Genomic DNA, 26,003 nt, shown 5'->3' with positions numbered 1-26,003 from the left:
TGTTGACGATTAACTCCGTGATCCTCTAAATATTGAGACCATTAGCAAATCGAGATGCTGAAATACGTTGTCACCAGCGATGATAACTTGGCCTCTTGTGCAACGGAAGTTTTTGATTTCAAAGGAAATGGTGCCGCTTACGTGACTCGAACACGTGACCCCGTCATTACGAATGACGTGCTCTACCAACTGAGCTAAAGCGGCCTGGCCGTTGCGCCGAATAAGGCTTCGGCGTGGCGTATGGCGGGCTGATACAGCCATTGGCGGAGGATTTCAAGTGTTCAAATTCGGCTTCTTGAAATTTTCCCCGCCTGCTGCGCGTCCCGACGCGTCAAAGGTTGAGCAGGCGGGCTTTTGCGCTTTGATATTCCGCGGCCAGCCGGTCGACCAGAGCGGACACGGGTTCTACGGCTTTCACCGCGCCCACGCCTTGGCCCGCGCCCCAAATGTCTTTCCATGCCTTTGCGCCGGTCGAGGCGGCGGCGAAGTCCATCTTGGAGGGGTCGGCCACGGGCAGGTTGTCTGGGTCCATGCCTGAGGCGAGGATCGAGGCTTTCAGGTAGTTGCCGTGCACGCCGGTAAAATAGTTGGAGTAAACAATGTCATTGGCCTGCGCATCGACGATGGCCTGCTTATGGGCATCGGTAGCGCGGGCTTCCGTCGTGGCGATGAAGGGTGAGCCGATATAGGCCATGTCCGCGCCCATGGCCTGTGCCGCAAGGATCGCGCCGCCATTGGCAATCGCGCCCGCAAGAAGCAGAGGCCCATCGAACCATTCGCGGATTTCCTGCACCAGCGCAAACGGAGACAGCGTTCCCGCGTGGCCGCCAGCGCCGGTCGCAACCGCGATCAGGCCATCCGCGCCCTTGCGAATAGCGGAGTTGGCGTGGCGGTTGTTGATGACGTCATGCAGAACGATGCCGCCATAGGAATGGATCGCGGCGTTGACCTCCGGCACCGCACCGAGAGACGAAATCACGATCGGCACCTTGTATTTCACGCACAGCCCCAGATCATGTTCCAGCCGCTTGTTGGACATGTGCACGATCTGGTTCACGGCAAAGGGCGCCGCCGGGCGGTCCGGGTTTGCCGCATTGTGTGCTGCCAGTTCTTCGGTCATCATGGCCAGCCATTCGTCCAGCTGGCTTTCGGGCCGCGCATTGAGGGCGGGGAACGCACCCACGACGCCCGCCTTGCACTGCGCCAGCGTCAATTCGGGGTGCGAAATGATGAAAAGCGGCGATGCGATGACCGGCAGACGAAGATTGTCCTTGAGAATGGACGGCAGCATGGTTCCTCCCACAGAATTGACGTTTACGCGCACGTAAGATGTAGCGAAGCGGGCAGAGCTTGAAAAGCGAAAAAGTTCGATGAACGTCGCAAACCCTTTTGCGCTGGAACGCCGATACCGCCATGCCGCTTCGCTGTCCGTTTGCAGACACTTCGTTCCCGCCTCGCCATAGTGGTGACGTTTTCCCCAAGCCAATCTGCGCTTTACGGGCGAGGTGGCTTGCGGTTGCGCGCGCTAAACGTTACCGAATCGTAAACAGCATGGCGAGACAGCGGCCTCGCGCGGCCTCGAGAAAGAAGGACCGAGAGTGAGCGGACTGGAAACGGCAATCAGGAATGCCCTCGAAAAATCGGATAGATCGAATGCCGAGGTGCGCGCGCGCATTTACCAGTCTTCCCGGCAGGCGCTGGAAGCGGGGCTGCGCAAGCAGGGCGTAGACGATCCGAATGTGGTTGCCCAGCAGCGCCAGCGTCTCGAAGGCCTCATCCACGCCATCGAAACGGAAGAGCGCAACCGGCTTCTGGATGTGGTGGAAGATCACGTCCGCCGCGAAGCTGCCCGAACGCCCCCTCCGCCCGTGCCACAGCAAACCCAGCGACCCGCCGATTCGTCCGCCGCCCCCTCCGTCGCGCCAGAGCGTCGGCACGAGGATGATGTCGATGAGGCCGCCATGGCGGTGGAGCCCGAATTGCGCAGCGAGAAGCGCGGTCATGTTGCGCCGCAGCCAGCCCCGAGCATGGATGATTTCCGCGTCGAGCGCTCCGATGACGCGCTTCGCAACATGACATCGTCTGCCGGGCCGTCATTCGAAGCGTCTTCGCTTGCCTTCAAGCCGGAGCGCGCTGCAAAGGCGCGCCGCAAGAGGGGCATCATCACCCGTCTTTTCATCTGGTTCACCTTTCTGGCTTTCATCGCCTTGGGCGCATGGTGGGTCTATAGTTCCGGCTTGCTGCTCAGCCCGGCGGATCGCGATACCAGCGTGCCGAACCCGCCGCCACAGGTGCAGTCGGAAGATTTCAACGGCCATGAGGCAACGCCGGAGCCAACGCTGTCGGCCGGTCGCGGTTTCTCCTCGGACTGGCAGGAAGTCTATAATGCCGAACGCGGCAATGCCGGGCTTCAGCCCGGTTCGCTTGCAGGCGTCGAAGATGTCGTCACCGGCGGCGGAAAGGCCGTGCGCGTCACCTCCCGCACGGCGGAACAGGGCGGCAATATCGCCATCGCCGTTCCCGTGGACGTGCTACGCGAAATGGCCGGAAAATCCTCCACCATCGCCATCACCCTGCAATCGGCCAGCGACCGCCAGACCCAGGTCTCCGTCGCCTGTGATTTCGGCAGCCTCGGAGATTGCTCCCGCCACCGCTTCACCGCCACGCAGGAGCGCGCGGATATGCTGATCAACGTCAATTTCGACCGCGCCATGGCTCCCAACACCCCGGGCCGCATCCTCATCAACAGCGATATCGACGGCAGCGCGCGCCCGATCAATCTCTATTCGGTCAGGATTTTGCCGGGGGAGTGAGGGGAGACCGCGTGGCAAAAACCCCTCACCAAGAACACCTAGGACTTCGCTCTGCGAAGTCGAGGTTTTCTATCCTCTCCCACAAGGGGAGAGGAAAATTTGCCTCACCGTCTCGGCCTTCTTAGGCGTTATGGGACGAGAAACAGTGCCGCGGGGCTACCTCTACCTCATCCTGAGCCTGTCGAAGGGGTGGGAGAGGAAGAAAAATCATGATCTTAGCTTCAGCTAAGTCATAGATTTTTTTCGGTAGAGGGGTTACGCTTTAAACTCCACCTCACTTCAAAAACTTAGGCCCGCTTCCCAAAATCTTGTCATCTATCTCGCCAATCGCCTTTTTATCCTTACCGTCATAATCCAGAGACGTCAGAATATGGCGGATGAGGTTCAGCCGCAGGCGGCGTTTGTCGTTGGCGCGGATGACGGTCCAGGGGGCGTCGTCTATGTTGGTCTTGTCCAGCATCTCGTCGCGGGCTGCGGTGTAGTCGTCCCATTTGGTGAGTGCCGCGATGTCCATGTCGGAAAGCTTCCAGGATTTCAGCAGACTTTGCCGCCGGTCATGGAAGCGCTCGAGCTGGGTTTCCTGGCCGATATCGAGATAGAACTTGAACAGGTGCACGCCCTCATGCACCAGCATCTTTTCCAGCCGCGGCACTTCCTTAAGGAAGCGTTTGTGTTCGTCCGGCGTGCAGAACCCCATCACGGGCTCCACGCCTGCGCGGTTATACCAGGAACGGTCGAACAGCACGAATTCTCCGGCCGTCGGAAAATGCGCGATGTAGCGCTGGAAATACCATTGGCCGCGCTCTGTTTCCGTCGGCTTCGTCAGCGCCACGATGCGCGCATAGCGGGGGTTCAGATATTCCCGCACCGCGCCAATCGAGCCGCCCTTGCCAGCCGCGTCGCGCCCTTCGAAAAGGGCGATGATGCGGTGGCCGGTGGCCTGCTGCCAGAACTGCACCTTGACGAGTTCAACCTGCAAAGCCTCTAGCGCTTCCTCATATTCCTTGCGATCAAGCTTCTTGTCATAGGGAAACCCGCCGGAGGTCAGCTTCTGGTCCTCCACCCAGTCCGGCAGAACCGGATCGTCGATGTTGAAGACGCGCTCTTTGCCGTCGATTTTCAGTGTGACGGACCGGTCCTTGGCGGTTTCGCTCATGATCTCTCCCTTTTGAAACGCGTCGGCTTCTTTCTCTAACTTCAGCCTGAAGAACATGGATTTCAAGAGCGAAACGGTCGCTTCCGTTCCCTAGCTCTGTCCACATAATTCTTCGCGCCTTCACCAAGGGAAAAGACAGGGCGAAGAATCTCTGTCATGAAAGGGGTCTATGAGGGGGAGATTGGGACATGAGCAGATCGGGCAGCGAAAGCAATGGCAATGGCAGTCATGGAAGGAGATAGTGCATTCCGGCGGTATTGGCGCAGAATGCGCAGCAACTGGCTTGCCGTTCTCGTCGTCTCCATGCTTGCCGTCGTCGCGCTCACGGAATTCCGCACGCCCTATCTGCCGGTTGCCCTGTGGCTGGCCTCGATTGTCGCCATCTTCTCCATCAACACCGGCTCCTCGGCAAAAAGCCGGGAGGAAAAGAAGCAGAAGGTAGAGGCGGAGCCGCAGGAAGCCGTCAATCCGGGGCTGATTGCAGGCGTGCGCGCAGGGCTTGCCGTGCTGGATACGCCCGTCTTCATTCTGGATCAGAATGCCAGCGTGCTGTTTGAAAACACCGCTGCCGAACGTGCCTTCGGCACGCTTCCGGTCGGCTCGCATATTTCCGGTCGCCTGCGCTCTCCCGGTCTTCTCGATGTCATTCGCGAAACCATCGCCACCGGCACGCCAAATCAGGTGGAGCATTCGGAGCGGCTGCCTTCGGAGCGCGTCTTCATCGTCCGCATCGCACCGGCGGATATGCCGCAGGCCGCAGGTGCGCCTTTCTATATCCTCTCCTTCCGCGATATTTCGGATCTGCGCCGCATAGACCGCATGCGTAGCGATTTCGTTGCCAATGCCAGCCATGAACTCAGAACGCCGCTCGCATCGCTGCGCGGCTTCATCGAAACCATGCAGGGACCGGCAAAGGAAGATCCGAAGGCGAGAGAGCGCTTCCTCGGCATCATGCTGGATCAGGCCACCCGCATGAGCCGTCTGGTGGATGACCTCATGTCACTGTCGCGGCTGGAGCTTCGCGCCAACATCGCGCCGGATCAGAAGGTGGATCTGGTGCCGCTTCTCGGCCATGTCCGCGATAGTCTTCTGCCGCTCGCCAGCGATCTCGAAGTCGCGATCAACCTCCATATGCCGGAGGGTCCGGTGGAGATAACGGGTGATCGGGACGAGCTGGTGCAGGTGTTCCAGAACCTTGTCGAGAATGCCTGTAAATATGGTCAGGATGGCAAAACCGTCGATGTTTTCCTGCGCGCGGAAACGGGCCAGCAGGTCGAAGTCAGCGTGCTGGACAAGGGTCCGGGCATTCCCGCAGAGCATGTTCCGCGCTTAACGGAGCGTTTTTATCGCGTCAGCGTCGCCGATAGCAGATCGAAAAAAGGCACCGGGTTGGGGCTTGCCATCGTCAAGCATATCCTCACCCGCCATCGCGCGCGCCTCATCATCCGCTCGGAAATCGATGTGGGCACGGACTTCACCGTGCGTTTTTGACATAAAACCCTCATGTGGTTTTGTGTCATCTTAATTTCTCCTTTTAAACCAATAGGTTGATATGTCACAAATCTTTCATCGAAGTGACATAAAAGGGTGTGGCAAGACTGGTTATGAAGAGGCCGCCGGGGCAGTCCAGAAAAGGACTTAAGGGGTAAGTCTCTTGCCGGCAGAGTTCACAAATGCCCTTAAGGGCCCCACGACGGGAGAGTCACATGAATATCGTTAAATTGTCCGCAGCAGCTCTGGTGGCTTCCGTTGCCTTCGCAGGTGCCGCTTCTGCTCGCGACCAGATCCAGGTTGCCGGTTCCTCCACGGTTCTGCCTTACGCAAAGATCGTTGCTGAAAGCTTCGCTGAAGCATTCCCGAACTTCAAGGCTCCTGTTGTTGAGTCCGGCGGCACGGGCGGTGGTCTGAAGGCATTCTGCTCCGGCGTTGGTGAAGGCACCATCGACATCGCGAACGCTTCGCGCCCAATCAAGGCTGATGAGCTTGCAGCTTGCAAGTCCGCTGGCGTTGCAGACGTTCAGGAAGTCAAGATCGGCTATGACGGTATCGTTTTCGCCATGGACTCGTCCAACAAGGACGTGAAGCTCGAGCCTAAGGATCTGTATCTCGGTCTCGCCGCTGAAGTCGTCAAGGATGGCAAGCTCGTTGCCAACCCTTACAAGAAGTGGTCCGAAATCAACAAGGAACTGCCGGACGTAGCAATCGCTGCCTACATCCCTGGCTCCAAGCACGGCACGCGCGAAGTCTTCGAAGAGAAGATCATGGCTGACGGCTGCAAGGAAGCCAAGGCAACCGACGCGATCAAGGGTCTGGTTCCAGATGCCAAGCAGGCTGCTGCAAAGTGCATCGCAGTTCGCAAGGACGGCGCTGCTGTCGACATCGACGGCGACTACACCGAAACGCTTGCTCGTATCGCTGCAAACAAGACCGGCGTTGGCGTATTCGGCCTCGCTTTCTACGAAAACAACAAGGACAAGCTGAAGGTTGCAACCGTCAGCGGCGTCGTTCCTTCCACGGAAACCGTTGCTTCCGGCAAGTACCCTGTTTCTCGCCCGCTGTTCTTCTACGTCAAGAAGGCTCACCTCGGCGTGATCCCTGGCCTGAAGGAATATGTTGAGTTCTTCACGTCCGACGAAATGATCGGCCCTGACTCTCCGCTGGCTAACTACGGCCTGGTTGCTGCTCCAGAAGCTGAGCGCAAGGAAATCCGCGCCAAGTTCGAAGCCGGCACCACCATGTAATGATATCCGGTAAGCGCAGCATAATTGCTGCGCTTACCATCCTTCCTGTTGGCAATGTGCGATTGCGGGCAGGGTGGTGCGGACCGAGGGTTGACAGTTCCTATTTATCGTAAGACCAAGCCGCCGATAAATATGATGTATCAACCCGGAATGCGTGCGCTGAATAGAAAGACGGTGCTGATGGCTTTCACAGCCTGAAGCGGTCCGCATCTTTGCAAAGTATCTGATACCGCATCGTACCTTTAGGTGCGCCGAGGAAAGTCTCCATGAACACATCCCTTCTTTTGGCTATACTGGCGCTGATTGGCATCGCCAGCTACGTGCTCGGCACACGCCGCGCCGTGGCGCTTGCGGGCGGTCGTCCCTCCAGCATGCATTCCCGCGCCGGTTATCACGGCTCGTACGTCCTCGTCTGGGCGATCATTCCCTCGGCGCTCATTCTGGCGCTGTGGCTCGTCATCAGCCCCATGATCATTACGTCTTCGGTTCGTGCCGGTTTCCCCGAGGAGATCAAGGCGCAGCCGGAAGCGCAGCAGAGCCTGACATACGGCATGGTCGGTTCCATTGCGCGCGGTCTCGACCGCCTGTCTTCGGAAGAATATGCGCAGGTCAAGGCCGATCCGGCCACGACACGCGCGCTTCTGGCCTCCAAGGGCGTCGCCATCGCCGGTGATCCAGAGCCCTATATGGTCGAAGCAGCGGAAACGCTGAACACGCTGACGGCAACCAGCCGCCTCGCCATGGTCGCCGTCGTTCTTCTAGCAGCCCTCGGCGGTGCCTTCTATGCGCTGCGCGGCATCGCTCCGCGCTTCCGTGCCCGTAACACGGTGGAGAAGGTCATTCTCGGCGCGCTGCTCGTCGCCTCTTCCATCGCGATCCTGACCACCATCGGCATCGTGCTGTCCATGCTGACGGAAGCGATCCAGTTCTTCAACATGGTGCCAGCGCACGAGTTCTTCTTCGGAACCGTATGGGACCCGCGTTTCGCCGCGGCTGGCTCCACCGATAGCTCCGGTCAGTTCGGCCTCATCCCGCTTCTCGCCGGCACGCTCTATATCGGCTTCGTCGCCATGCTGGTTGCTGTTCCGGTCGGTCTGTTCTCGGCCATCTACATGGCGGAGTATGCCACGCCGCGCTTCCGCTCCATCGCAAAGCCGCTGCTCGAAGTTCTCGCCGGTATCCCGACCATCGTTTACGGCTTCTTCGCGCTCACCACGGTCGGCCCGTTCCTGCGTGACATTTCCGCCCAGATCAACGGCCTGACGACGGGCGATTACTCCAACTTCATCCAGGCACAGAGCGTCATCACCGCAGGCTTCGTCATGGGCATCATGCTGATCCCATACGTCTCCTCGCTGTCGGATGACATCATCACCGCCGTTCCCCGCGCTCTTCGCGATGGTTCGCTCGGTCTCGGTGCCACTCGTTCGGAAACGGTCAAGAAGGTCATCCTTCCCGCCGCTCTGCCAGGCATCGTCGGCGCCATCCTGATGACCGCCTCGCGCGCCATCGGTGAAACCATGATCGTGGTTCTCGCCGCCGGTGTCGCCGCCCGCCTACAGCTCGATCCGTTCGAGCCGATGACGACGGTAACGGTCAAGATCGTCAGCCAGCTGACGGGCGACCTTGAGTTCACCTCGCCGCAGACGCTCGTTGCCTTCGCGCTTGGCATCACCCTCTTTGCCATCACGCTTTGCCTCAATATCTACGCGCTCTACATCGTGCGCAAATACCGGGAGCAGTACGAATGACCGAGGTCGTTACTCCGGGCAGCCTTGCCCCAGCCGCAACGAAGAAGGTCCGTCGCGATATCGGCATCAAGCGCCGCTACGCTGCAGAACGTCGCTTCCGCGCCTATGGTCTTGCCGCCATCTCGTTTGGCCTGCTGTTTCTCTTCCTTCTGCTCTGGTCGGTTGTCGGCAAAGGCTATACCGCCTTCCAGCAGACGATGATCACCATCCCGGTCGAGTTCTCGCAGCAGATCATCGATCCGGACAATGTGCGCGCACAGAACCCCTCCAAGCTGATGACCGCCAATTATCCGGTCGTCGCCCGCAACTCGCTGGCAAAGGTGCTTGGCGTTTCGCTGGATGACCGCACCGGTCTTCGCGCCGTCAACGCGCTGATTTCGGATGGCGTGCGCACCCAGCTGCGTGACATCGTTACCTCCGACCCAAGCGTCATCGGCACCACGCGCACCGTATCGCTTCTGGCCTCAGGTGATGTCGACAGCGCCTTCAAGGGCCAGATCGACATGACGGTGGACCAGCAGAACCGCCGCATCTCCGACCAGCAGGTCGGCTGGATGAACCAGCTCGTGGAAAAAGGCCAGCTGGGCAAACAGTTCAACACCGGCATCTTCTTCAACGGCGCATCCAGCCGTCCAGAAGCCGCAGGTGTCGGCGTTGCCCTCATCGGCTCCTTCTACATGATGCTGATCGTTCTGGTGCTCTCGCTGCCCATCGGCGTCGCAGCCTCCATCTATCTGGAAGAATTCGCGCCGAAGAACCGCCTGACGGACCTCATCGAAGTCAACATCAACAACCTGGCCGCCGTACCTTCCATCGTTTACGGTCTGCTCGGCCTGTCGGTCTTCATCAACTTCATGGGCTTCCCGCGCTCGGCCTCGCTGGTCGGCGGCCTGGTGCTGACCCTGATGACGTTGCCGACCATCATCATCGCCACCCGCGCTGCCCTGAAGGCCGTGCCGCCATCCATCCGTGCTGCGGCTCTCGGTCTCGGTGCATCCAAGATGCAGACCATCTTCCATCACGTGCTGCCGCTCGCCATGCCCGGTATCTTGACCGGCACCATCATTGGCCTCGCGCACGCCCTCGGCGAAACCGCACCGCTGCTCCTCATCGGCATGGTCGCATTCGTCGCAAACTATCCGACGACGCCCATGGACCCGTCCACGGCGCTGCCGGTGCAGATTTACATGTGGGCGAACGAAGCGGAACGCGCCTTTGTCGAAAGGACATCTGGCGCTATCATCATCCTGCTTCTGTTCCTCCTCGTCATGAATGTTGGAGCAATCCTGTTGCGCCGCCGCTTCGAGCGTCGTTGGTAGAGGGAGAACCGAACTATGAACATGTTGTCGGAAGCAGCAGTTGAAAAGGCGCTGGACAAGAAAATGAATGAAGTTTCGTACAAGATGATCGGCAAGGACGTTTCCGTCTATTACGGCGAAAAGCGTGCCCTTTACGATGTGAACCTCAATGTTCGCGAAAACACGGTAACGGCTCTCATCGGCCCTTCTGGTTGCGGCAAGTCCACCTTCCTGCGGACGCTCAACCGCATGAACGACACCATCGATGGCTGCCGCGTCACCGGCAAGATCACGCTGGATCAGGACGATATCTACGATCCGTCCATCGACGTCGTGGAACTTCGCGCCCGCGTCGGCATGGTGTTCCAGAAGCCGAACCCGTTCCCGAAGTCCATCTACGAAAACATCGCCTACGGCCCGCGGATCCACGGTCTCGCCCGCAACAAGGCGGATATGGACCAGATCGTGGAGCAGAGCCTGCAGAAGGCTGGTCTCTGGAACGAAGCCAAGGATCGCCTGCACGAATCCGGCACGGGTCTCTCCGGCGGTCAGCAGCAGCGTCTGTGCATCGCACGCGCCGTTGCCGTTTCGCCGGAAGTCATCCTCATGGACGAGCCCTGCTCGGCACTCGACCCGATTGCGACGGCCAAGGTGGAAGAGCTCATTCACGAGCTTCGCGCCAACTATACCATCGTCATCGTCACGCACTCCATGCAGCAGGCCGCCCGCGTTTCGCAGCGCACGGCCATGTTCCACCTCGGCCACCTGGTGGAAGAGAACGATACGGACAAGATGTTCACCAACCCGGATGACCAGCGCACCCAGGATTACATCATGGGTCGCTTCGGCTGATCAGCCACGAGTGACGTCATCACACCGCGCCAGCCGCTCGAGCCCAGAAGGTGGGCTTGCGGCAAGGCGTTTCGAAACCGGAGAATTCGAACATGACAAATTCCCATATCATGTCAGCCTATGATGAAGAGCTGAAGTTCCTCACCCGCCGTATCGCTGAAATGGGCGGTCTGGCCGAACAGATGTGCGCCGATGCCGTGCGTGCGCTGGTCAATTCCGATGCGGCTCTTGCCCAGAAAGTCATCTCCGACGACACGATCCTCGATCATGCCGAGCGTGAAATCGGCGATAAGGCCATCGTCACCATCGCAAAGCGCCAGCCCATGGCTGCCGACCTTCGCGAAATCATCGGTTCGCTGCGTATCGCAGCCGATCTGGAGCGCGTCGGCGATCTCGGCAAGAACACTGCCAAGCGCGTGATCGCGGTTGCCGGAACCGGCGTTCCGCGCAAGCTCGCCCGTGGCCTAGAGCATCTCTCCGAACTCGCGCTCGTGCAGCTGAAAGAAGTGCTGGATGTCTACTCCACCCGTTCTGCGGAAAAGGCTCAGGCCATCCGCGAGCGCGATGAGGAAATCGACGCCATGTACACCTCGCTCTTCCGCGAGCTCCTGACCTACATGATGGAAGATCCGCGCAACATCACCACCTGCACGCATCTTCTGTTCTGCGCCAAGAACATCGAGCGCGTCGGCGATCACGCCACCAACATCGCCGAAACGATCTACTACATGACGACCGGCAGCCAGCCGGAAGGCGAGCGCCCGAAGGACGATAGCTCCAACACGCTCGGCGCTGTCACGGAATAAGTTTTGCAGCATCGGCTTGGAAAGATCGGGAAGGTCTTCGAAAGGCTCGATGCTTGGATCAACACGCTGGAGCGTCATCATGGGTCCGGGGGGACTGACGCTCCAGAGAAGACTGGCGGAGTTTGAAGCCAATGGTGCCTAAAATTGCAGTTGTCGAAGATGAAGAGGCCCTTAGCGTTCTTCTTCGCTACAATCTGGAATCCGAAGGTTATGACGTCGATACGATCCCGCGCGGCGATGAGGCGGAAATTCGCCTTCAGGAACGCACGCCGGATTTGCTGATCCTCGACTGGATGCTGCCCGGCGTCTCCGGCATCGAGCTTTGCCGCCGTCTGCGCATGCGCCCCGAAACCGAGCGCCTGCCGATCATCATGCTGACCGCCCGCGGCGAAGAAAGCGAACGCGTTCGCGGACTGGCCACCGGCGCGGATGATTATGTGGTCAAGCCCTTCTCCACACCGGAACTCATGGCTCGCGTCAAAGCCATGCTGCGCCGCGCCAAGCCGGAAGTGCTGTCTTCAGTGCTCAAATGCGGCGATATCGAACTGGACCGCGAAACCCACCGCGTCCACCGCAAAAGCCGCGAAGTCCGCCTCGGCCCAACCGAATTCCGCCTCTTGGAATTCCTCATGACCTCGCCGGGCCGCGTTTTCTCCCGCTCGCAACTGCTGGACGGCGTCTGGGGCCACGATATCTACGTCGACGAACGCACCGTAGACGTCCACGTCGGCCGCCTCCGCAAAGCCCTCAACTTCTCCAGCATGCAGGACGTCATCCGCACGGTGCGCGGCGCTGGATATTCGATGGAAGCGTGATTGCGGTCTTTGGCACTCATTCCAACCGCCATCGCCATCCTCGGACGTGACCACTTGCCTTTTGCGAGTTCGCGGTCGAAGCACAACCCCTCACCTGAAAAATCTATGACTTAGCTAAAGCTAAGATCATGATTTTTCTTCCTCTCCCACCCCTTCGACAAGCTCAGGGGGAGAGGTAACCCGCGGCGCCGCTTTTACTGGATCGTAAACGCGAAGATGGGGTAGAAACGGTGCGGTCTTTTCCTCTCCCCCTGTGGGAGAGGATAGAAAACCTCGACTTCGCAAAGCGAAGTCCTAGGTTTTCTTGGTGAGGGGTAACCTCTGCCCACCAACGCACACCCCACCCGCGTCATCCTCGGGTCAAGCCCACCGCTGTCCGGTTTAAATGTGCGGATGTGCGGATGTGCGGATGCGCGGCAAGGCTTTGAATGCATTGCAGTTCCATCCTTGAAATCCGGTTGGGACACGCTTTGACCGCGTTTGCTGCGGGGTGGCGAAAGTGCAGCCCCACTTCCGTCATCCCGGACTTGATCCGGGATCCAGCCAGACCAAGTCTTTGGTCTGAAAGACTTTTTCGACGCGCAGACGCGCGTCTGCTGGACCCCGCATCAAGTGCGGGGTGACGGGTGGGGCAGCTGTTCTCGTTCCAAACTAGCCGCCCAGTTTAAACCGGACAGCAGCTGGCCAAGCCCGAGGATGACGGCAGTGGGTGCCTTAGCCTTGTTGCCGAATTACGGCCGCATCAGCACGCCCAATAGTGACCCGCCCCGTAATGGGACAAATCCCAGCATAAAGAATTTTTCAAAAAAAAAATCCCCCCAACATTTTTCCCCACCCCCAAAACCACCCGTACACTCCCCCTCATCCCGCCGCGGATACACCGCAAGGCGTTGCGGCGAGGCGGGGTCGGTGCTGGGGGTGAGGAGGTTACGCGGCCTCTCCATTCCCAGGGTCGAGCAGCAATCCCCCCGGCGGCAACGGGAGGAGGACATGGCGTCGGTTTCGGACCGGCTGGCGCAGTTCTCCCGATGCCCGACCTGGCCGGATCGACAAGCGGCGGTGCGAACAACGGCTGTCGGGTTTCGATCCATCCGTCAGGATTTCGCCGCCGGGCGTACCGACAGCTCATCGTCTCATGGTCGAACGCGATCATGAAGATAGAAGCGAAAGTCAGGCGGTACACAGGAAGACGCTGCATCTGCCGCGTTCACCCCGAAAAGGTGAACGGACGGATCGTAAGGCAACCATCTGGCCAGCACTCGAAACGTGCTGGCGAGTGGGAGCCTTGCGGAGAACGGATCGGGACTGCGGGCTGTACGAGATGTTCGGCGCCCGCATCCTCGAAGGCAGGTGTGGCTGAACTGGCAGGGCGATGGCGGGCAACCATCATCGCACCCGGATGGGAAGGGTTGGGCCTTGATCAAGTCCGACCGGTTCTCCGGCAAGGTTTTTAACCCTTGCCATCCGGGTTATGCCAGCCGTGGCAAGAGGATTGCGGCTCTGCCGAAAGAGCCGAACGGGGCGCTGAGAGGTGCCACATACTAAACTACCCAACGAGGCAGCTTTCTGCGCCCCGTCCGAAATGCCATGGCCCGAACAAGGCGATGGAGAGAATGAGAAGATCAAGCCACGGGCAGATGCTGCCGCGTGAACGGCGAAGCTTGGCATGAAGCTGGCCGGGATTTTTGACATTTTGTTTGCGAGGGAGAACCCCTCACCAAGAAAACCTAAGATTTCGCCTTGCGAAGATCGAGGTTTTCTATCCTCTCCCACAAGGGGAGAGGAAAAGGCGGCACCGTTTCAACGCCATCAAAAAGAAAACGCCGCAAGGGTGCGGCAGGTTATCTCTCCCCCAGCATCCTGAGCCCGCCGAAGGGGTGGGAGAGAAAGCAATTTCAACACCTTAGCGCCAGCTAAGTGTTAGAAATTGCAAGTGAGGGGTTTCATTTTATCGCGTCCATAGCAAAAATAGGACGCCGGGTCTGATAATAGAACCCAGACCTTTTACCACCCAGATATCCTCTCACCACGAAAACAAAATCCACCACCCACACAACAAAAAGCGGACCGAAGCCCGCTCTCCAAAACTCAAAATGTCGCCAAATCCATCAGGCCTTGCGGCGTTCGCTGACGGGCTGATACGCCATCTTGGCGTGGAACTTGCAGTAGGGCGAAGACTCGGAAGCTTCGCAGCCGCAGAAGTGGAAGTCGTCCTTCAGCGGGTCGCCGACCGGCCACTTGCAGGTGCGTTCGGTCAGTTCCGTCAGCGTCAGGCGGCGGGAGATCGGGATGACGACGTTGGAGGAAGGGCGCGCATATTCGAGCGTCTCGACCGCGTCGATGTCCATGTCTTCCTTGAAGGCGACGGCACCGGAGGTGCGCACTGGAACCGGGCGGTTTGCTGCCGGGCGGGCGGCGGCGAAATTGGCCGGGCGTTGTGGCGCGGAGGCCGGGCGCTTTACCGCAGGACGGGAGGTTGCAACCGTGCCGCCAGCCTTGGCGCGGCCCGGCAGGTTCAGCCGGTGCACCTTGCCGATGACGGCGTTGCGGCTGACGCCGCCCAGCTGTGCTGCGATCTGGCTTGCGCTCAGGCCTTCGGCCCATAGCTTCTTGAGCTTTTCAACCCGTTCATCCGTCCAGTTCATACCGCTTCTCCGCTCGTCGCTCAGGCAGAATCCGTCTCCAATGCCGTGGAGCAAACCACGCGCAGAGCATCTGCCAGATTGTAGGTGACTAGTTCCGCCGCATTGCAGTCTAGTAATTGACGATTAACCTAATCGCCGGTTGACTCCGTGACAAGAGTCGCAGGAATCATCTGGAATCGATTTCTCGGTTTTCCCCAACTTGCTTGGTCTGTGAGTCAGAAAGGCAACAGTTGGTGGCTCGGCGCCCAGCCTCTACTAAGGCTTGAGAAAGCGCTCAAGTGCCGAGATTTGTTGACATCCGACGGCGAAGTGACAATAGTGCGCTTGCAGTGAAGAGAACATGCAGGCCGCCGCGAGGCGGCATTTTTGATTTTCAGGGCAGGGATAACCCCTTAGCCCTATTGACAGAGGTCTTGACCGACCTGACGTAAGGAGTGATGCAGCCATGGCCGAAACTTCGCCCGAAACTGGGTCGTTGTTCGATACGTTTTCCAGAGCCCCCTTGCGCTTCGACCGAGGCGAAGGCGTTTGGCTGATCACGGAAAGCGGCGAGCGATATCTCGATTTCGGCGCAGGCGTCGCCGTCACCTCCGTCGGCCACAGCCATCCGCACATGGTCGAGGCGCTCAAAGGTCAGGTCGAGAAGGTCTGGCACCTCTCCAACCTCTATGAAGTGCCGGGTCAGGAAGTGCTGTCCAGGCGGCTGACCGATGCAACCTTTGCGGATAAGGTGTTCTTCACCAACTCCGGCGCAGAGGCGCTGGAATGCGCCATCAAGACCGCGCGCCGTTACCACTATACGCACGGCCACCCGGAAAAATTCCGCATCATCACATTCGAAGGCGCCTTCCATGGCCGCACGCTGGCAACCATCGCGGCTGGCGGACAGGCGAAGTATCTGGAAGGTTTCGGCCCCAAGGTCGAAGGCTTCGATCAGGTGCCGTTCGGTGATCTGGAAGCGCTGAAGGCGGCCATCGTGCCGGAAACGGCGGCGCTGCTGATCGAGCCTATTCAAGGTGAGGGCGGCATCCGCGTCGTTGAGCCGGAATTCCTGCGGACGCTGCGCGCACTGTGCGAAGAGCATGGCCTGCTGCTGATTTTCGATGAGGTCCAGACCGGCGTTGGCCGCACGGGCAAGTTCTTCGCTTATGAATGGTCGGGTGTGACGCCGGATATCATGGCCGTTGCCAAGGGCATCGGCGGTGGTTTTCCCTTCGGCGCCTGCCTTGCAACGGCAGAAGCGGCTTCGGGAATGACGGCGGGTGTGCATGGCACGACCTATGGCGGCAACCCGCTTGCCATGGCCGCTGGCAATGCAGTTTTGGATATCGTGCTGGGAGATGGTTTCGTTCAGCATGTGCGCGATGTCGCGCTCGTCTTCCGTCAGGGTCTGGCATCACTGAAGGATCGTTATCCCGACGTGATCGAGGAAATCCGTGGCGAGGGCTTGCTGCTGGGCATCAAGGCCAAGGTGCCTTCGGGCGATCTGCTTCAGGCCATGCGTGCGGAGCATCTGCTGGGTGTTCCGGCTGGCGATAACGTCATCCGCCTTCTGCCGCCGCTGGTCGTGACTGCGGAAGAGGCTCGCGAGGGCTTGGCGCGCGTCGAAAAGGCCGCCGAAGCACTCACCACCAAACTGGCAAAGAGCGCCTGATTTTTCAAAGAGGCGCGCGAGGGCCGGCATAGGGTGGCCCGCATCCATGGGACTATATTGAAATGGCATCTGCAAAGCATTTTCTAGACCTTTCGGCCGTCGGTTCGGAAGACCTGCGGGTCATTCTCGAAGACGCCAAGACACGCAAGATCGCAACGAAGAACGGCATGGCGGACAAGCCGCTGGCGGGCAAGATGCTGGCCATGATCTTCGAAAAGCCGTCCACCCGTACCCGCGTTTCCTTCGATGTCGGTATGCGCCAGCTGGGTGGCGAGACGCTGTTTCTCTCCGGCACCGAAATGCAGCTCGGTCGCGCCGAAACCATTGGCGATACGGCCAAGGTTCTGTCGCGCTATGTCGATGCGATCATGATCCGCACCACGGACCATTCGCGCCTGCTGGAACTTGCAGAACATGCGACCGTGCCCGTCATCAACGGCCTGACGGACGAGACGCATCCGTGCCAGATCATGGCCGATATCATGACCTTCGAAGAACATCGCGGCCCGGTGAAGGGCAAGACGATTGCCTGGACGGGTGATGGCAACAACGTGCTGCATTCGCTGGTCGAAGGCTCGGCACGCTTCGGCTACAAGATGAACATGGCCGTGCCCATGGGCTCGGAGCCGCTGGACAAGTATCTCAATTGGGCGCGCAACAATGGCGGCGAAATCATGCTGTGCCATGATGCCGACCGCGCGGTTGCCGGGTCCGATTGCATTGTGACGGATACCTGGGTTTCGATGAACCAGGAACACAAGGCGCGCGGCCACAACATCTTCCAGCCCTTCCAAGTCAATGATGCGCTGATGAAGAAGGCCAATGGCGACGCGCTGTTTATGCACTGCCTGCCTGCGCATCGCGGCGAGGAAGTAACGGATGCGGTAATCGACGGCCCGCAGTCCGTGGTTTTCGATGAGGCGGAAAACCGCCTGCATGCGCAAAAGGCCGTCATCGCCTGGTGCATGGGCGTCATCTGACGCTTCGCTTTGCCTTAGAGGCTTGGCTGAGCCGGAAACTTGAATTTCCGGCACGGCTCCCCATTTCTAGGCCAAGCAGTGCTGCCGGTCTCTTCGGCAGCCTTTCATCCATTGTTTATCGTGACAAATGAGCCGGGAGTGGTTTTGTTTTGCCAGTCTCCGCTCTATCTTTGCGAAAACTGACGATTAGAGCCTTAGAGCCGCCGCTTATGGCAGTGGCCGTTTTCTGCAATATCGGAAAGCAGGCGTGAAGGAGTAGGACCATGGCAGACGTAACCGTAGAACTGGACGATCTCGATTTCGCTGGCGATGACAAGGTTGTCCCCTTTCAGGTGGAAGGGCTGGACGTTCGCGGTCGCGCCGTGCAGGTCGGCCCGCTGCTGAACGCCATTCTTCAGCGCCACGAATATCCGCCGGTCGTCGCCCGCCTGCTGGCAGAGGCGCTTGTACTGACGGCTTTGATCGGCACCTCGCTGAAATTTTCCGGCAAGCTGACGGTGCAGACGAAGGGCGATGGCCCGGTCGATCTGCTGGTGGCGGATTTCAGCGCGCCGCAGAACATGCGCGCCTATGCCCGCTTCGATGAGGAGCGTCTGGCGGAAGCGACAGCGGCAGGGCAGACCTCGCCGGAACAGCTTCTGGGCACCGGCATCCTTGCCTTCACCATCGATCAGGGTATGGGCATGCAGCCCTATCAGGGCATCGTGCCGCTGGACGGCTCTTCGCTGGAGGAAATTGCGGGCGTTTATTTCCGCCAGTCGGAACAGCTTCCGACAAGGGTGCGTCTCGGTGTGGCCGAGTTCTTCGACCGCGACGCCGAGGGCAAGCCGCGCCATGGCTGGCGTGCGGGCGGCCTGATTGCGCAGTTCCTGCCGCAGGCACCGGAGCGTCTGCGCAACCGCGATCTTCACGGCGGCGATGGCGATGAGGGCACCTTCGAACAGTCGGAAGACGACGCCTGGACCGAAGCCGTCACGCTGATCGACACGGTGGACACGGACGAGTTGACCGACCCGCAGGTGCCGGTGGAGCGGCTGCTGTTCCGCCTGTTCCACGAACAGGGCGTGCGCGTTTACGAGCCGCAGGCCATCATCGACAAGTGCAGCTGCTCGCGCGACAAGATCAAGGGCGTGCTCTCCGGCTTCTCCGCAGAGGAAATCGAAGACAGCCAGGAAGACGGCGTCGTGGCAGTGAGCTGCGAATTCTGCTCCACCACCTACCGCTTTCCGGTGGAAGAGCTGACGGCCTGAGCCTCAGGACGGCTCGAAATTTAGCAAAGGGCGGGATCATCATCCCGCCCTTGCTTTTCGCTGAGATCAAGGAGCCGCGCAGGCGAAGTTGCTGCCATCCTTCACGTCGCCATTGCCGGAATATTTGGCCGATTGGGGGTAGGGGCAGAGCGGTCGGGTCATCGTTGTCTTGCCAGCGATGACCTGTTTGGCCTGAATGACCTCCGGCGCTTTGCCGTTCTCCACCCAATCCATCAGCGGCGTAAACGCATCGAACGTATCGGTGCCATAACCCATGCGGCAGTGGAACATGCCGGGCACCATGAACAGACGGTAGAAGTTCTCCGTTTCCTTCTCGCCCATCGCCTTGCGCACGGCTTCATAATATTCCACGCCCATCAGCGGGTTCAGCGCTGGGTCGGACCAGCCGAAATAGGTGATCATCCGACCGCCGCGCTTGTGGAATTCACTGAGATCGGGATTGTCCGCATCCACCAGTCCCTTGACGATGCCCGTCTTTTCGAACTGCGTGTTGAAATCATAGGTCTTCCAGTCCAGCTGCTTGCCGGAGGCGGGCAGCAACGCCATGTTCTTCACGAAGGTTTCGCCATAGGCCAGCTGTCGGCTCGGGCCTTTTTCGCTGATCACCCATTCTTCCCAACCGCTTACCCCGGCAGGGTCCAGACCCTCGGTTCCGGGCACGACGCCCGGAAAGACCTGCTTTCCATTCACCTGAACGCCACCCGCTATGGTCTTCAGGGTTTCCACCTGCGCCTTGGTGAAGCAGTCGTCGCCGCCGGTCTCGCAGATTTTCAGGTCGGCAACGGGGTCGAATGTGCACTGTCGCGGATCGGCAATCAGCCCATCCTTCGCGCCATCGATGGCATCGCATTTCTCCATCACCGCTTTCGCCAATGCGGGAAGCTGCGCCTTCCTGATCGGCGCTTTGGCCAGCGCCTGGGCGTTCCAGATGTTCCACAGCCCGGTATCGCTGAACCGCAGCACCGGAGCGCCCGCAAGAATGCCGTCGAAATCCCCCGGATAACGCTGCGCCGCCATCAAGCCCTGCCGCCCGCCGGTAGAGCAGCCATCCCAATAGGAGAAGCTCGGATGCCGGTCATAATAGATTTCGGCCAGTTCCTTCGCCGTATTGACGGTAACATGCACCGCGCGCGAGCCGTAATCGATCAGAAGCGCCATATCGGAGGCGAAATCGCCGAGATTATAGGTCTGCGCGTCGTGTCCCGTATTCTGCTGGACGGTAAGAAATCCACGCGAAAGTGCTGCATTGCGGGTTTCAATGCGCGATGGCGCGGCCAAATCTTCTCCAGCATATCCCCCGTTGCCGAACATGTAGACACGCCGGTTCCACTGGTCCGGAAACGCAAGCTCGAAACGGATTTGCGGTCGAATATATCCCGTCACATGGCAATAGCCTGGAAGCTTGTCGGTTGCCTCCACATGCCGGGCACTAAGCGTCGTCACCTCGTCCATCAGACGATTGTTCAACATCGCGCAGGAGATGTTTGCCGAAACCGTTGCCGATTTCAGATCGTCTCTCCCGTCCTGATCGATAAAGCGGCTTCGATTTTGCGCCATGGAGGGCGCTGCTACCAATAGGCCTGCAATGGCAGTGGCTGCCAGCAAGTAATATCGCGTCATGTGTTTTCCTCCCGAGAAACCTGTGACGGACCGAGAGTGCCGCAAGGTTTCAGCGAGGACAAATAACGAAACGGGCGCGATTCATAACCAAAGCTGTTGGCTAGATCAGTTCAGCACCCGCGCAAGACCGGGGCTATCCAGCGAGAAGGCGGGAATGGCGACGATGAACACTTCGCCGGTATCGGACTGCATCTCGTAATGGCCGAACATCATGCCGGACGGCGTATCCAGCGGGCAGCCAGATGAATATTCATAGGTATCGCCGGGTTTGAGATGCGGCTGCTCCCCCACCACGCCCGGCCCGGAAACCTCGTCCACCTGTCCGTTCTGGTCGGTTATGTGCCAATAACGGTTGACGAGTGTGATGGCATTGCCAGAGTTGTTCGAGATGACGACCGTGTATCCCCAGACGTAACGATTGTCATCCGGGTCAGATTGTTCTTCAAGATAATAAGGGTCGACTGTGACCTCTATCTCTCTCGTCAATGCACGATACATGTACGCGGCCTTGAGTAATTTCGCCTTCACCAATCTACACTAGCGCATTGGCGCGCAAATCGGAATCGATTTCGTGTGAGGTGATGCGTAGTTTCAATGTGTTAGAGCGCTGAATGTCTGGCGATCCGGGTTGTTGCTACACCCAATACACACAAAATCGTGAAAAGATCGTAGAAGAATGCGCATCTTCCGCGCGAAAATCACGGCGCATAATAAAAGGTCTCGCGACCTCAGGTCGTCTCCAGAAGAAGAAAAGCCCGGCGCTGAGGCTGGGCTTTCGATTATCAGGCAGAGACCTTCGCCAGCGCCGCGGCGAAATCTTCCAGCAGATCGTCGGTATCTTCGATGCCGCAGGACAGGCGCAGCGTGCCGCCGGAAATGCCGAGTTCGGCACGCGCCTCGTCTGTCAGGTTCTTGTGCGTGGTGGTGCCCGGATGCGTGATCAGGCTCTTCGCATCGCCCAGATTGTTGGAAATCTTGACGACTTCCAGCGCGTTCTGCAGCTTGAACGCCGCTTCCTTGCCGCCCTTCAGCTCAAAGCAGACGAGCGTCGAGCCGCCGGTCATCTGGCGGGCGATGATATTCGCCTGCGGGTGGTCGGCACGGCCCGGATAGATGACTTTGGCGATCTTGCCCTGATCGGCGAGGAAATCGGCAATCTTACCCGCATTGGCCGTCTGCTGGCGCACGCGCAGCGGCATAGTCTCGATACCCTTCAGCAGCGTCCAGGCATTGAAAGGCGAAAGCGCAGGGCCGGTATGGCGGAAGTAATCCTGAAACTCTTCCTCGATCCACTTCTTGTCGGAAAGCACCACGCCGCCAAGGCAGCGGCCCTGACCATCAATGTGCTTGGTGGCGGAATAGACGACGATATGCGCGCCCAGTTCCAGCGGCTTCTGGAAGAGCGGCGTGGCGAACACGTTGTCGACGACCAGCTTCGCACCGACCTGATTGGCAAGCTTGGCAACGCCTGCAATATCCACGATTTCGAGCGTCGGGTTGGTCGGGCTTTCGAGGAAGAACAGCTTGGTGTTCGGCTGGATTGCCTTTTCCCAATTGGCAAGATCGCGGCCATCGACCAGCGTGCATTCGATGCCGTATTTCGGAGCAAGCGTTTCCACCACCCAGCGGCAGGAGCCGAAGAGCGCACGGGCGGCAACGATATGGTCGCCCGCCTTCAACTGGCACATGATGGCAGCGGTGACGGCGGCCATGCCGGACGCGGTGGCGCGGGCGTCTTCGGCACCTTCCAGCAGGCACATGCGCTTTTCAAACATGTCATTGGTCGGACCGGCATAGCGCGCATAGATAAAGCCTTCGGTCTCACCCTTGAAGCGCGCTTCGGCAGCTTCGGAGCTTTCGTAGACGAAGCCTTGTGTCAGGTAGAGTGCTTCCGAGGTTTCACCGTAAGGGGAGCGCTGCGTTCCGCCGTGAACCAACTGGGTTGCCGGGCGCCATTTCTTGCTCATGTCATCACCTTCAAAACAAAAAAAACCGGCCGCAAAAGCAGACCGGTTACAAGCACCCGGTCTTTTTAGCCACTTGTTTAACGTGGCTGCAAGCCGACCGGCCAAATCACCACGGGATAAGCTTGCCTTAACTCCGTTAACGACTTGCGTCAATGCTTTCCTTTTGGTTTTGTCGCGCTGAACAGGGATGATGAAAATGACGAGAACGACGGGCATATTGGCCGATGGCGCAATCAAAGAGCTGTTCGCTTCCGGCCACCTGACAAGCGAGCGCGAGCTGGATGTGGACCAGATCCAGCCAGCTAGCCTTGATCTGCGTCTCGGCGCGAAGGCTTATCGCGTGCGCGCCAGCTTCATGCCCGGCCCCTCGACCAGGGTCATCGAAAAGCTCGACCGGCTTCGCCTGCATGAGATCGATCTCAGCGAAGGTGCGGTGCTGGAAACAGGCTGCGTCTATATCGTGCCGCTGATGGAGGCCTTGGCTTTGCCAGCGGAGATGTCTGCCTCGGCAAACCCGAAAAGCTCTACCGGTCGTCTCGATATCTTCACCCGCGTCATCACCGATTGCGCGCAGGAATTCGACAAGATTCCGGCGGGATATAAAGGGCCGCTCTATCTGGAAGTCAGCCCGCGCACCTTCCCGATCGTCGTTCGGCAGGGCTCGCGCCTGTCACAGATCCGTTTCCGCATCGGCCATTCGGTGCTGAGCGAAGGACAGTTGCAGACGCTGCATGAAAACGAAATTCTGGTTGCCAGCGATACCCCCAACGTCTCCGGCGGCGGCATCGCGCTTTCCATCGATCTCGAAGGTTTCGGCAAGGATGGTCTGATCGGCTATCGCGGCAAGCACCACACCGCTGTCGTGGATGTGGACCAGAAGGCGGCGCATGACGTGCTGGATTTCTGGGAGCCGCTTTATTCTCGCGGTCGCGCCGAACTGATCCTCGACCCGGATGAATTCTACATCCTCGTCTCCCGCGAGGCCGTGCACGTACCCCCGCTCTACGCCGCCGAAATGACGCCTTTCGACCCGCTGGTGGGCGAATTCCGCGTCCACTACGCAGGCTTCTTCGACCCCGGCTTCGGCCACGCCAGCGCCGGCGGCACCGGCAGCCGCGCGGTGCTGGAAGTCCGCAGCCACGAAGTGCCCTTCATCCTCGAACACGGCCAAATCGTCGGCCGCCTCGTCTATGAACACATGCTGACAACCCCCGAAGGCCTCTACGGCACCGGCCTCGGCTCCAACTACCAGGCCCAGGGCCTCAAACTCTCCAAACACTTCCGCGCGGAGTAAAAGACCACGTCTCAGCCGCGCTTGACAGCCGCGACGTTCTATTGGAAGTTTTCGGGCGTTGCGGGTGTAGCTCAATGGTAGAGCAGCAGCTTCCCAAGCTGAATACGAGGGTTCGATTCCCTTCACCCGCTCCGGCGACCTTTCCAACAAGATCAACAAAGTCCAATAAACGCTGTTTTTTGAACTTTTTTGCCTCGCGCGCGCGTAGCGACGTGCAACGGTGAGCAGTGACATCCAGCAGTTTTGACGGTAATAATCGCGGTATTCGTCAACACGGTCGGAAGTCGATACCGTAAATGAAACTGACAGACATTCAGGTTAAGAACGCTAAAGCCGACAGCAAGTCGCGTAAACTTTCTGACGGGAGGGGGCTTTATCTGTTCATATCAGTCGCTGGTGGCAAGTCCTGGCGGTTCGATTACGACTTTTTCGGCAAGCGGAAAACCCTGACGATTGGGGCGTACCCCCAAGTTGGATTGGCAGATGCCCGCAGATTGCTTGAAGAAGCAAAGAACAAGCTCTCAGAAGGTTTGGACCCGTCGCTCGCAAAGAAGCGTGACCAACTGGCTGCGGCAGCTACTGCGGGGAATACGTTCGGTGTGATTGCTGACGAATTTATCGATAAGCTCAAGCGTGACAAGCGCGCAGAGCCTACCATCACGAAAAATAAATGGATGTTGAACGAGCTAGCAAAAAAGCTCAGGCAATATCCGATCACTCAGATCACGGCCAAGGACGTTCTCGCGGTACTGACGAGTATTGAGAAAAGCGGGAGGGTAGAGAGTGCACTGGCGACCCGATCAACGATCGGCCGAGTTTTCCGCTATGCCATTGCGACGGCGAGGGCTGAGAACGATCCGACGTCTGCACTACGCGGAGCTCTTCAACGTCATGTACCCGTCAGCCATGCTGCTCTTACTTCAAAGCCTGAGATGGGCGGGTTAATGCGAGCTATTTACGGCTATGAAGGCTGGCCTTCTCTGGTCGCCGCATTGAAAATTCAAGCGCTCTGTTTCGCTCGCCCAGGAGAAACACGTTCTATGGAATGGGCTGAGTTGGACCTTGAAAAGGCTATTTGGACGATACCGGCGACAAAAAGCAAAATGCGTCGTGAACACTACGTACCGTTGTCGCGACAAGCGGTCAAAGTCATTGAGGAAATGAAGGAGCTATTTAGCGAGCGCCGCCATGTTTTCCCATCAATGATGTCAGGAAAGAAGGTGTTATCTGAAAACTCGATGAATTCAGCGTTGCGCCGAATGGGCATCACTGAGACGCAGCATACGGCACACGGCTTTCGGTCCTCAGCGAGTAGCATCCTGAATGAGAGCGGAAAGTTCCGATCTGACGCAATCGAGGCGCAACTTGCTCATTTAGACGGGTCAAAGATCCGGAGAGTTTATAACAGGGCCATCTATTGGGATGAGCGTGTCCGTATGATGCAGTGGTGGGCCGACATGCTGGATGATGAGCGACTATTGAAAGTGTAGTTTGCTGATCATACGATTGTTAAAGTTTCGTATTGATTGAAAGAATCAAATGAGTCGTAAAAAATTCATTCAGTCTCTCGGGGCAACATGTTCGAATTGGACATGGAGCTGGTCATTTGTAAATAACGATGCTCGTTTCGTCGTTTTTGGCCTATGGCAGGACAAAGACGACGGTAAGCTTGGCTTAATATTGCACAAAAATTGGGAGCACCTTGGCGAGCGGAAGCAGTATGGTTATGCTCAGGCGATCAGACACATCCAACTGGTGGAGAAGGAGAGCTACAAAATCTACACCTTTCCGATGGTGGGAGAGCGTCGCGACCCGGCGAGAGGCGAGCTATCACCATCTGCCATATCAAAGTTCACGCCCGTAACGACTGAGCGCCTTTTGGTGCCACTCCCGCACGGGTGGTATGTAGCGCCGCTGTCTGCGAATTACGAAACCGTCGCTGAGATCGTTAAAGATGAAGATGAGTATGGAGACTTTATTGAGGGTGCCGTTTCACCCGTGCTTGTGAATGCCTACGAACGAAATCCACACGCTCGCAAGGCTTGCATCGCGCACTACGGAGCAGCATGTCAAGCATGCGGACTTGACTTCGGTACGATCTACGGCCCCCTCGGCTCAGGCTATATCCACGTACATCATGTGAGGCCCATCCATCTTCGTGGCGGTGCCTACGTAGTCAATCCGGTGAGAGACCTGATCCCCTTGTGCGCAAACTGCCATGCTATGGTGCATCGGGGAAGCGAGCCGCTAACAGTTGACGAGCTGCGCTGCATTTTGGACGAGAGGAGGCGTGCTGTTCTTCCGCAGGTACACTCAGTGTAATAATGAAAGATGCGGACG

Annotated in this window: 20 protein-coding genes, 2 tRNA genes and 1 riboswitch; of the genes, 15 read left to right on the top strand and 7 right to left on the bottom strand. The window is 58.7% G+C overall.

The window, feature by feature from the left end:
• Window positions 1-128 precede the first annotated feature (128 nt).
• A tRNA-Thr gene (locus tag CFBP5473_RS13765) sits at window positions 129-204 on the bottom strand.
• Between the two features lie 127 nt (window positions 205-331).
• Entirely contained in the window at window positions 332-1,291 is a 960-nt protein-coding gene (locus tag CFBP5473_RS13760) for an NAD(P)H-dependent flavin oxidoreductase (RefSeq protein ID WP_027676007.1), read from the bottom strand.
• Between the two features lie 307 nt (window positions 1,292-1,598).
• Between CFBP5473_RS13760 and CFBP5473_RS13755 the strand changes: the two genes are divergently transcribed.
• On the top strand, window positions 1,599-2,813 hold the full coding sequence (locus tag CFBP5473_RS13755) for a hypothetical protein (protein ID WP_027676008.1): 1,215 nt from the start codon (window positions 1,599-1,601) through the stop codon (window positions 2,811-2,813).
• 274 nt (window positions 2,814-3,087) lie between these two features.
• Here CFBP5473_RS13755 and ppk2 read toward each other — a convergent pair whose 3' ends face one another.
• A complete protein-coding gene (ppk2, locus tag CFBP5473_RS13750; protein ID WP_027676009.1) occupies window positions 3,088-3,969 on the bottom strand; it encodes a polyphosphate kinase 2 in 882 nt (293 codons plus the stop codon).
• Window positions 3,970-4,197: 228 nt separating this feature from the next.
• On the opposite strand from ppk2, the gene phoR reads away from it, so the two are divergent.
• From phoR to phoB, 7 genes are all read left to right on the top strand, one after another.
• A complete protein-coding gene (gene phoR / locus CFBP5473_RS13745; protein WP_413228965.1) occupies window positions 4,198-5,460 on the top strand; it encodes a phosphate regulon sensor histidine kinase PhoR in 1,263 nt (420 codons plus the stop codon).
• Between the two features lie 215 nt (window positions 5,461-5,675).
• Window positions 5,676-6,710 carry a substrate-binding domain-containing protein gene (locus tag CFBP5473_RS13740; RefSeq protein WP_027676011.1) on the top strand — a complete coding sequence of 345 codons (1,035 nt, stop codon included), beginning with the start codon at window positions 5,676-5,678 and terminating at the stop codon, window positions 6,708-6,710.
• 266 nt (window positions 6,711-6,976) lie between these two features.
• The gene (gene pstC / locus CFBP5473_RS13735) at window positions 6,977-8,461 is read left to right on the top strand and encodes a phosphate ABC transporter permease subunit PstC (RefSeq protein WP_027676012.1); all 1,485 of its coding nucleotides are present in this window, start codon (window positions 6,977-6,979) and stop codon (window positions 8,459-8,461) included.
• The gene (gene pstA / locus CFBP5473_RS13730) at window positions 8,458-9,780 is read left to right on the top strand and encodes a phosphate ABC transporter permease PstA (protein ID WP_027676013.1); all 1,323 of its coding nucleotides are present in this window, start codon (window positions 8,458-8,460) and stop codon (window positions 9,778-9,780) included. Before pstC ends, pstA begins: the two co-directional genes overlap by 4 nt.
• A 15-nt stretch (window positions 9,781-9,795) precedes the next feature.
• The gene (gene pstB / locus CFBP5473_RS13725) at window positions 9,796-10,611 is read left to right on the top strand and encodes a phosphate ABC transporter ATP-binding protein PstB (protein ID WP_027676014.1); all 816 of its coding nucleotides are present in this window, start codon (window positions 9,796-9,798) and stop codon (window positions 10,609-10,611) included.
• Between the two features lie 92 nt (window positions 10,612-10,703).
• On the top strand, window positions 10,704-11,417 hold the full coding sequence (gene phoU / locus CFBP5473_RS13720; protein ID WP_027676015.1) for a phosphate signaling complex protein PhoU: 714 nt from the start codon (window positions 10,704-10,706) through the stop codon (window positions 11,415-11,417).
• Window positions 11,418-11,548: 131 nt separating this feature from the next.
• Window positions 11,549-12,232: a phosphate regulon transcriptional regulator PhoB gene (phoB, locus tag CFBP5473_RS13715; RefSeq protein ID WP_027676016.1), complete on the top strand. Its 684-nt coding sequence runs from the start codon at window positions 11,549-11,551 to the stop codon at window positions 12,230-12,232.
• Between the two features lie 2,108 nt (window positions 12,233-14,340).
• Here phoB and CFBP5473_RS13710 read toward each other — a convergent pair.
• A complete protein-coding gene (locus tag CFBP5473_RS13710; RefSeq protein ID WP_027677054.1) occupies window positions 14,341-14,877 on the bottom strand; it encodes a GcrA family cell cycle regulator in 537 nt (178 codons plus the stop codon).
• A gap of 445 nt (window positions 14,878-15,322) precedes the next feature.
• Here CFBP5473_RS13710 and CFBP5473_RS13700 point away from each other — a divergent pair, with 445 nt between their 5' ends.
• The 3 genes from CFBP5473_RS13700 (at window position 15,323) to CFBP5473_RS13690 (ending at window position 18,761) form a co-directional block, all read left to right on the top strand.
• Window positions 15,323-16,531 carry an aspartate aminotransferase family protein gene (locus CFBP5473_RS13700; protein ID WP_027677053.1) on the top strand — a complete coding sequence of 403 codons (1,209 nt, stop codon included), beginning with the start codon at window positions 15,323-15,325 and terminating at the stop codon, window positions 16,529-16,531.
• Between the two features lie 62 nt (window positions 16,532-16,593).
• Window positions 16,594-17,511, top strand: coding sequence for an ornithine carbamoyltransferase (gene argF, locus CFBP5473_RS13695; protein ID WP_027677052.1), 918 nt, complete (start codon window positions 16,594-16,596; stop codon window positions 17,509-17,511).
• A gap of 263 nt (window positions 17,512-17,774) precedes the next feature.
• A complete protein-coding gene (locus CFBP5473_RS13690) occupies window positions 17,775-18,761 on the top strand; it encodes an Hsp33 family molecular chaperone (protein ID WP_027677051.1) in 987 nt (328 codons plus the stop codon).
• A gap of 66 nt (window positions 18,762-18,827) precedes the next feature.
• Here the strand turns inward: CFBP5473_RS13690 and CFBP5473_RS13685 are convergent, their stop codons facing one another.
• The 3 genes from CFBP5473_RS13685 to CFBP5473_RS13675 all read right to left on the bottom strand — a co-directional run bounded on the left by CFBP5473_RS13685 (window position 18,828) and on the right by CFBP5473_RS13675 (window position 22,369).
• A complete protein-coding gene (locus CFBP5473_RS13685) occupies window positions 18,828-20,402 on the bottom strand; it encodes a DUF6351 family protein (protein ID WP_051441419.1) in 1,575 nt (524 codons plus the stop codon).
• Between the two features lie 105 nt (window positions 20,403-20,507).
• Window positions 20,508-20,900 (bottom strand): Co2+/Mg2+ efflux protein ApaG, encoded by a 393-nt coding sequence (gene apaG / locus CFBP5473_RS13680; RefSeq protein ID WP_027677050.1) that lies wholly within the window; start codon window positions 20,898-20,900, stop codon window positions 20,508-20,510.
• A gap of 284 nt (window positions 20,901-21,184) precedes the next feature.
• Complete coding sequence (locus CFBP5473_RS13675; protein WP_027677049.1) at window positions 21,185-22,369, bottom strand: O-succinylhomoserine sulfhydrylase; 1,185 nt, start codon at window positions 22,367-22,369, stop codon at window positions 21,185-21,187.
• A gap of 44 nt (window positions 22,370-22,413) precedes the next feature.
• Window positions 22,414-22,492, bottom strand: a riboswitch (SAM riboswitch).
• 73 nt (window positions 22,493-22,565) lie between these two features.
• Between CFBP5473_RS13675 and CFBP5473_RS13670 the strand changes: the two genes are divergently transcribed.
• The 4 genes from CFBP5473_RS13670 to CFBP5473_RS13655 all read left to right on the top strand — a co-directional run bounded on the left by CFBP5473_RS13670 (window position 22,566) and on the right by CFBP5473_RS13655 (window position 25,985).
• A complete protein-coding gene (locus CFBP5473_RS13670) occupies window positions 22,566-23,663 on the top strand; it encodes a 2'-deoxycytidine 5'-triphosphate deaminase (RefSeq protein WP_027677048.1) in 1,098 nt (365 codons plus the stop codon).
• 60 nt (window positions 23,664-23,723) lie between these two features.
• Window positions 23,724-23,794, top strand: a tRNA-Gly gene (locus tag CFBP5473_RS13665).
• A 165-nt stretch (window positions 23,795-23,959) separates the two neighbouring features.
• The gene (locus CFBP5473_RS13660; RefSeq protein ID WP_027677047.1) at window positions 23,960-25,153 is read left to right on the top strand and encodes a tyrosine-type recombinase/integrase; all 1,194 of its coding nucleotides are present in this window, start codon (window positions 23,960-23,962) and stop codon (window positions 25,151-25,153) included.
• Window positions 25,154-25,202: 49 nt separating this feature from the next.
• Window positions 25,203-25,985: an HNH endonuclease gene (locus CFBP5473_RS13655; RefSeq protein ID WP_027677046.1), complete on the top strand. Its 783-nt coding sequence runs from the start codon at window positions 25,203-25,205 to the stop codon at window positions 25,983-25,985.
• Window positions 25,986-26,003 lie beyond the last annotated feature (18 nt).

The organism is Agrobacterium larrymoorei, assembly GCF_005145045.1.
In the GTDB taxonomy this organism is placed as follows: domain Bacteria; phylum Pseudomonadota; class Alphaproteobacteria; order Rhizobiales; family Rhizobiaceae; genus Agrobacterium; species Agrobacterium larrymoorei.
The sequence above is the reverse complement of the archived record's forward strand: the minus strand, read 5'-3'. Positions and strand labels throughout refer to the sequence as shown.

Bases quoted from the DNA above. Each gene is read 5' to 3' on its own strand.
- CFBP5473_RS13710 (WP_027677054.1), bottom strand. From the start codon at position 14,877: ATGAACTGGACGGATGAACGGGTTGAAAAGCTCAAGAAGCTATGGGCC.
- phoB (WP_027676016.1), top strand. From the start codon at position 11,549: ATGGTGCCTAAAATTGCAGTTGTCGAAGATGAAGAGGCCCTTAGCGTT.
- pstA (WP_027676013.1), top strand. From the start codon at position 8,458: ATGACCGAGGTCGTTACTCCGGGCAGCCTTGCCCCAGCCGCAACGAAG.
- argF (WP_027677052.1), top strand. From the start codon at position 16,594: ATGGCATCTGCAAAGCATTTTCTAGACCTTTCGGCCGTCGGTTCGGAA.
- CFBP5473_RS13700 (WP_027677053.1), top strand. From the start codon at position 15,323: ATGGCCGAAACTTCGCCCGAAACTGGGTCGTTGTTCGATACGTTTTCC.
- pstB (WP_027676014.1), top strand. From the start codon at position 9,796: ATGAACATGTTGTCGGAAGCAGCAGTTGAAAAGGCGCTGGACAAGAAA.
- CFBP5473_RS13740 (WP_027676011.1), top strand. From the start codon at position 5,676: ATGAATATCGTTAAATTGTCCGCAGCAGCTCTGGTGGCTTCCGTTGCC.
- apaG (WP_027677050.1), bottom strand. From the start codon at position 20,900: ATGTATCGTGCATTGACGAGAGAGATAGAGGTCACAGTCGACCCTTAT.
- CFBP5473_RS13690 (WP_027677051.1), top strand. From the start codon at position 17,775: ATGGCAGACGTAACCGTAGAACTGGACGATCTCGATTTCGCTGGCGAT.
- CFBP5473_RS13675 (WP_027677049.1), bottom strand. From the start codon at position 22,369: ATGAGCAAGAAATGGCGCCCGGCAACCCAGTTGGTTCACGGCGGAACG.
- phoR (WP_413228965.1), top strand. From the start codon at position 4,198: ATGGAAGGAGATAGTGCATTCCGGCGGTATTGGCGCAGAATGCGCAGC.
- ppk2 (WP_027676009.1), bottom strand. From the start codon at position 3,969: ATGAGCGAAACCGCCAAGGACCGGTCCGTCACACTGAAAATCGACGGC.
- CFBP5473_RS13655 (WP_027677046.1), top strand. From the start codon at position 25,203: ATGAGTCGTAAAAAATTCATTCAGTCTCTCGGGGCAACATGTTCGAAT.
- CFBP5473_RS13660 (WP_027677047.1), top strand. From the start codon at position 23,960: ATGAAACTGACAGACATTCAGGTTAAGAACGCTAAAGCCGACAGCAAG.
- CFBP5473_RS13670 (WP_027677048.1), top strand. From the start codon at position 22,566: ATGACGAGAACGACGGGCATATTGGCCGATGGCGCAATCAAAGAGCTG.
- CFBP5473_RS13760 (WP_027676007.1), bottom strand. From the start codon at position 1,291: ATGCTGCCGTCCATTCTCAAGGACAATCTTCGTCTGCCGGTCATCGCA.
- CFBP5473_RS13685 (WP_051441419.1), bottom strand. From the start codon at position 20,402: ATGACGCGATATTACTTGCTGGCAGCCACTGCCATTGCAGGCCTATTG.
- phoU (WP_027676015.1), top strand. From the start codon at position 10,704: ATGACAAATTCCCATATCATGTCAGCCTATGATGAAGAGCTGAAGTTC.
- pstC (WP_027676012.1), top strand. From the start codon at position 6,977: ATGAACACATCCCTTCTTTTGGCTATACTGGCGCTGATTGGCATCGCC.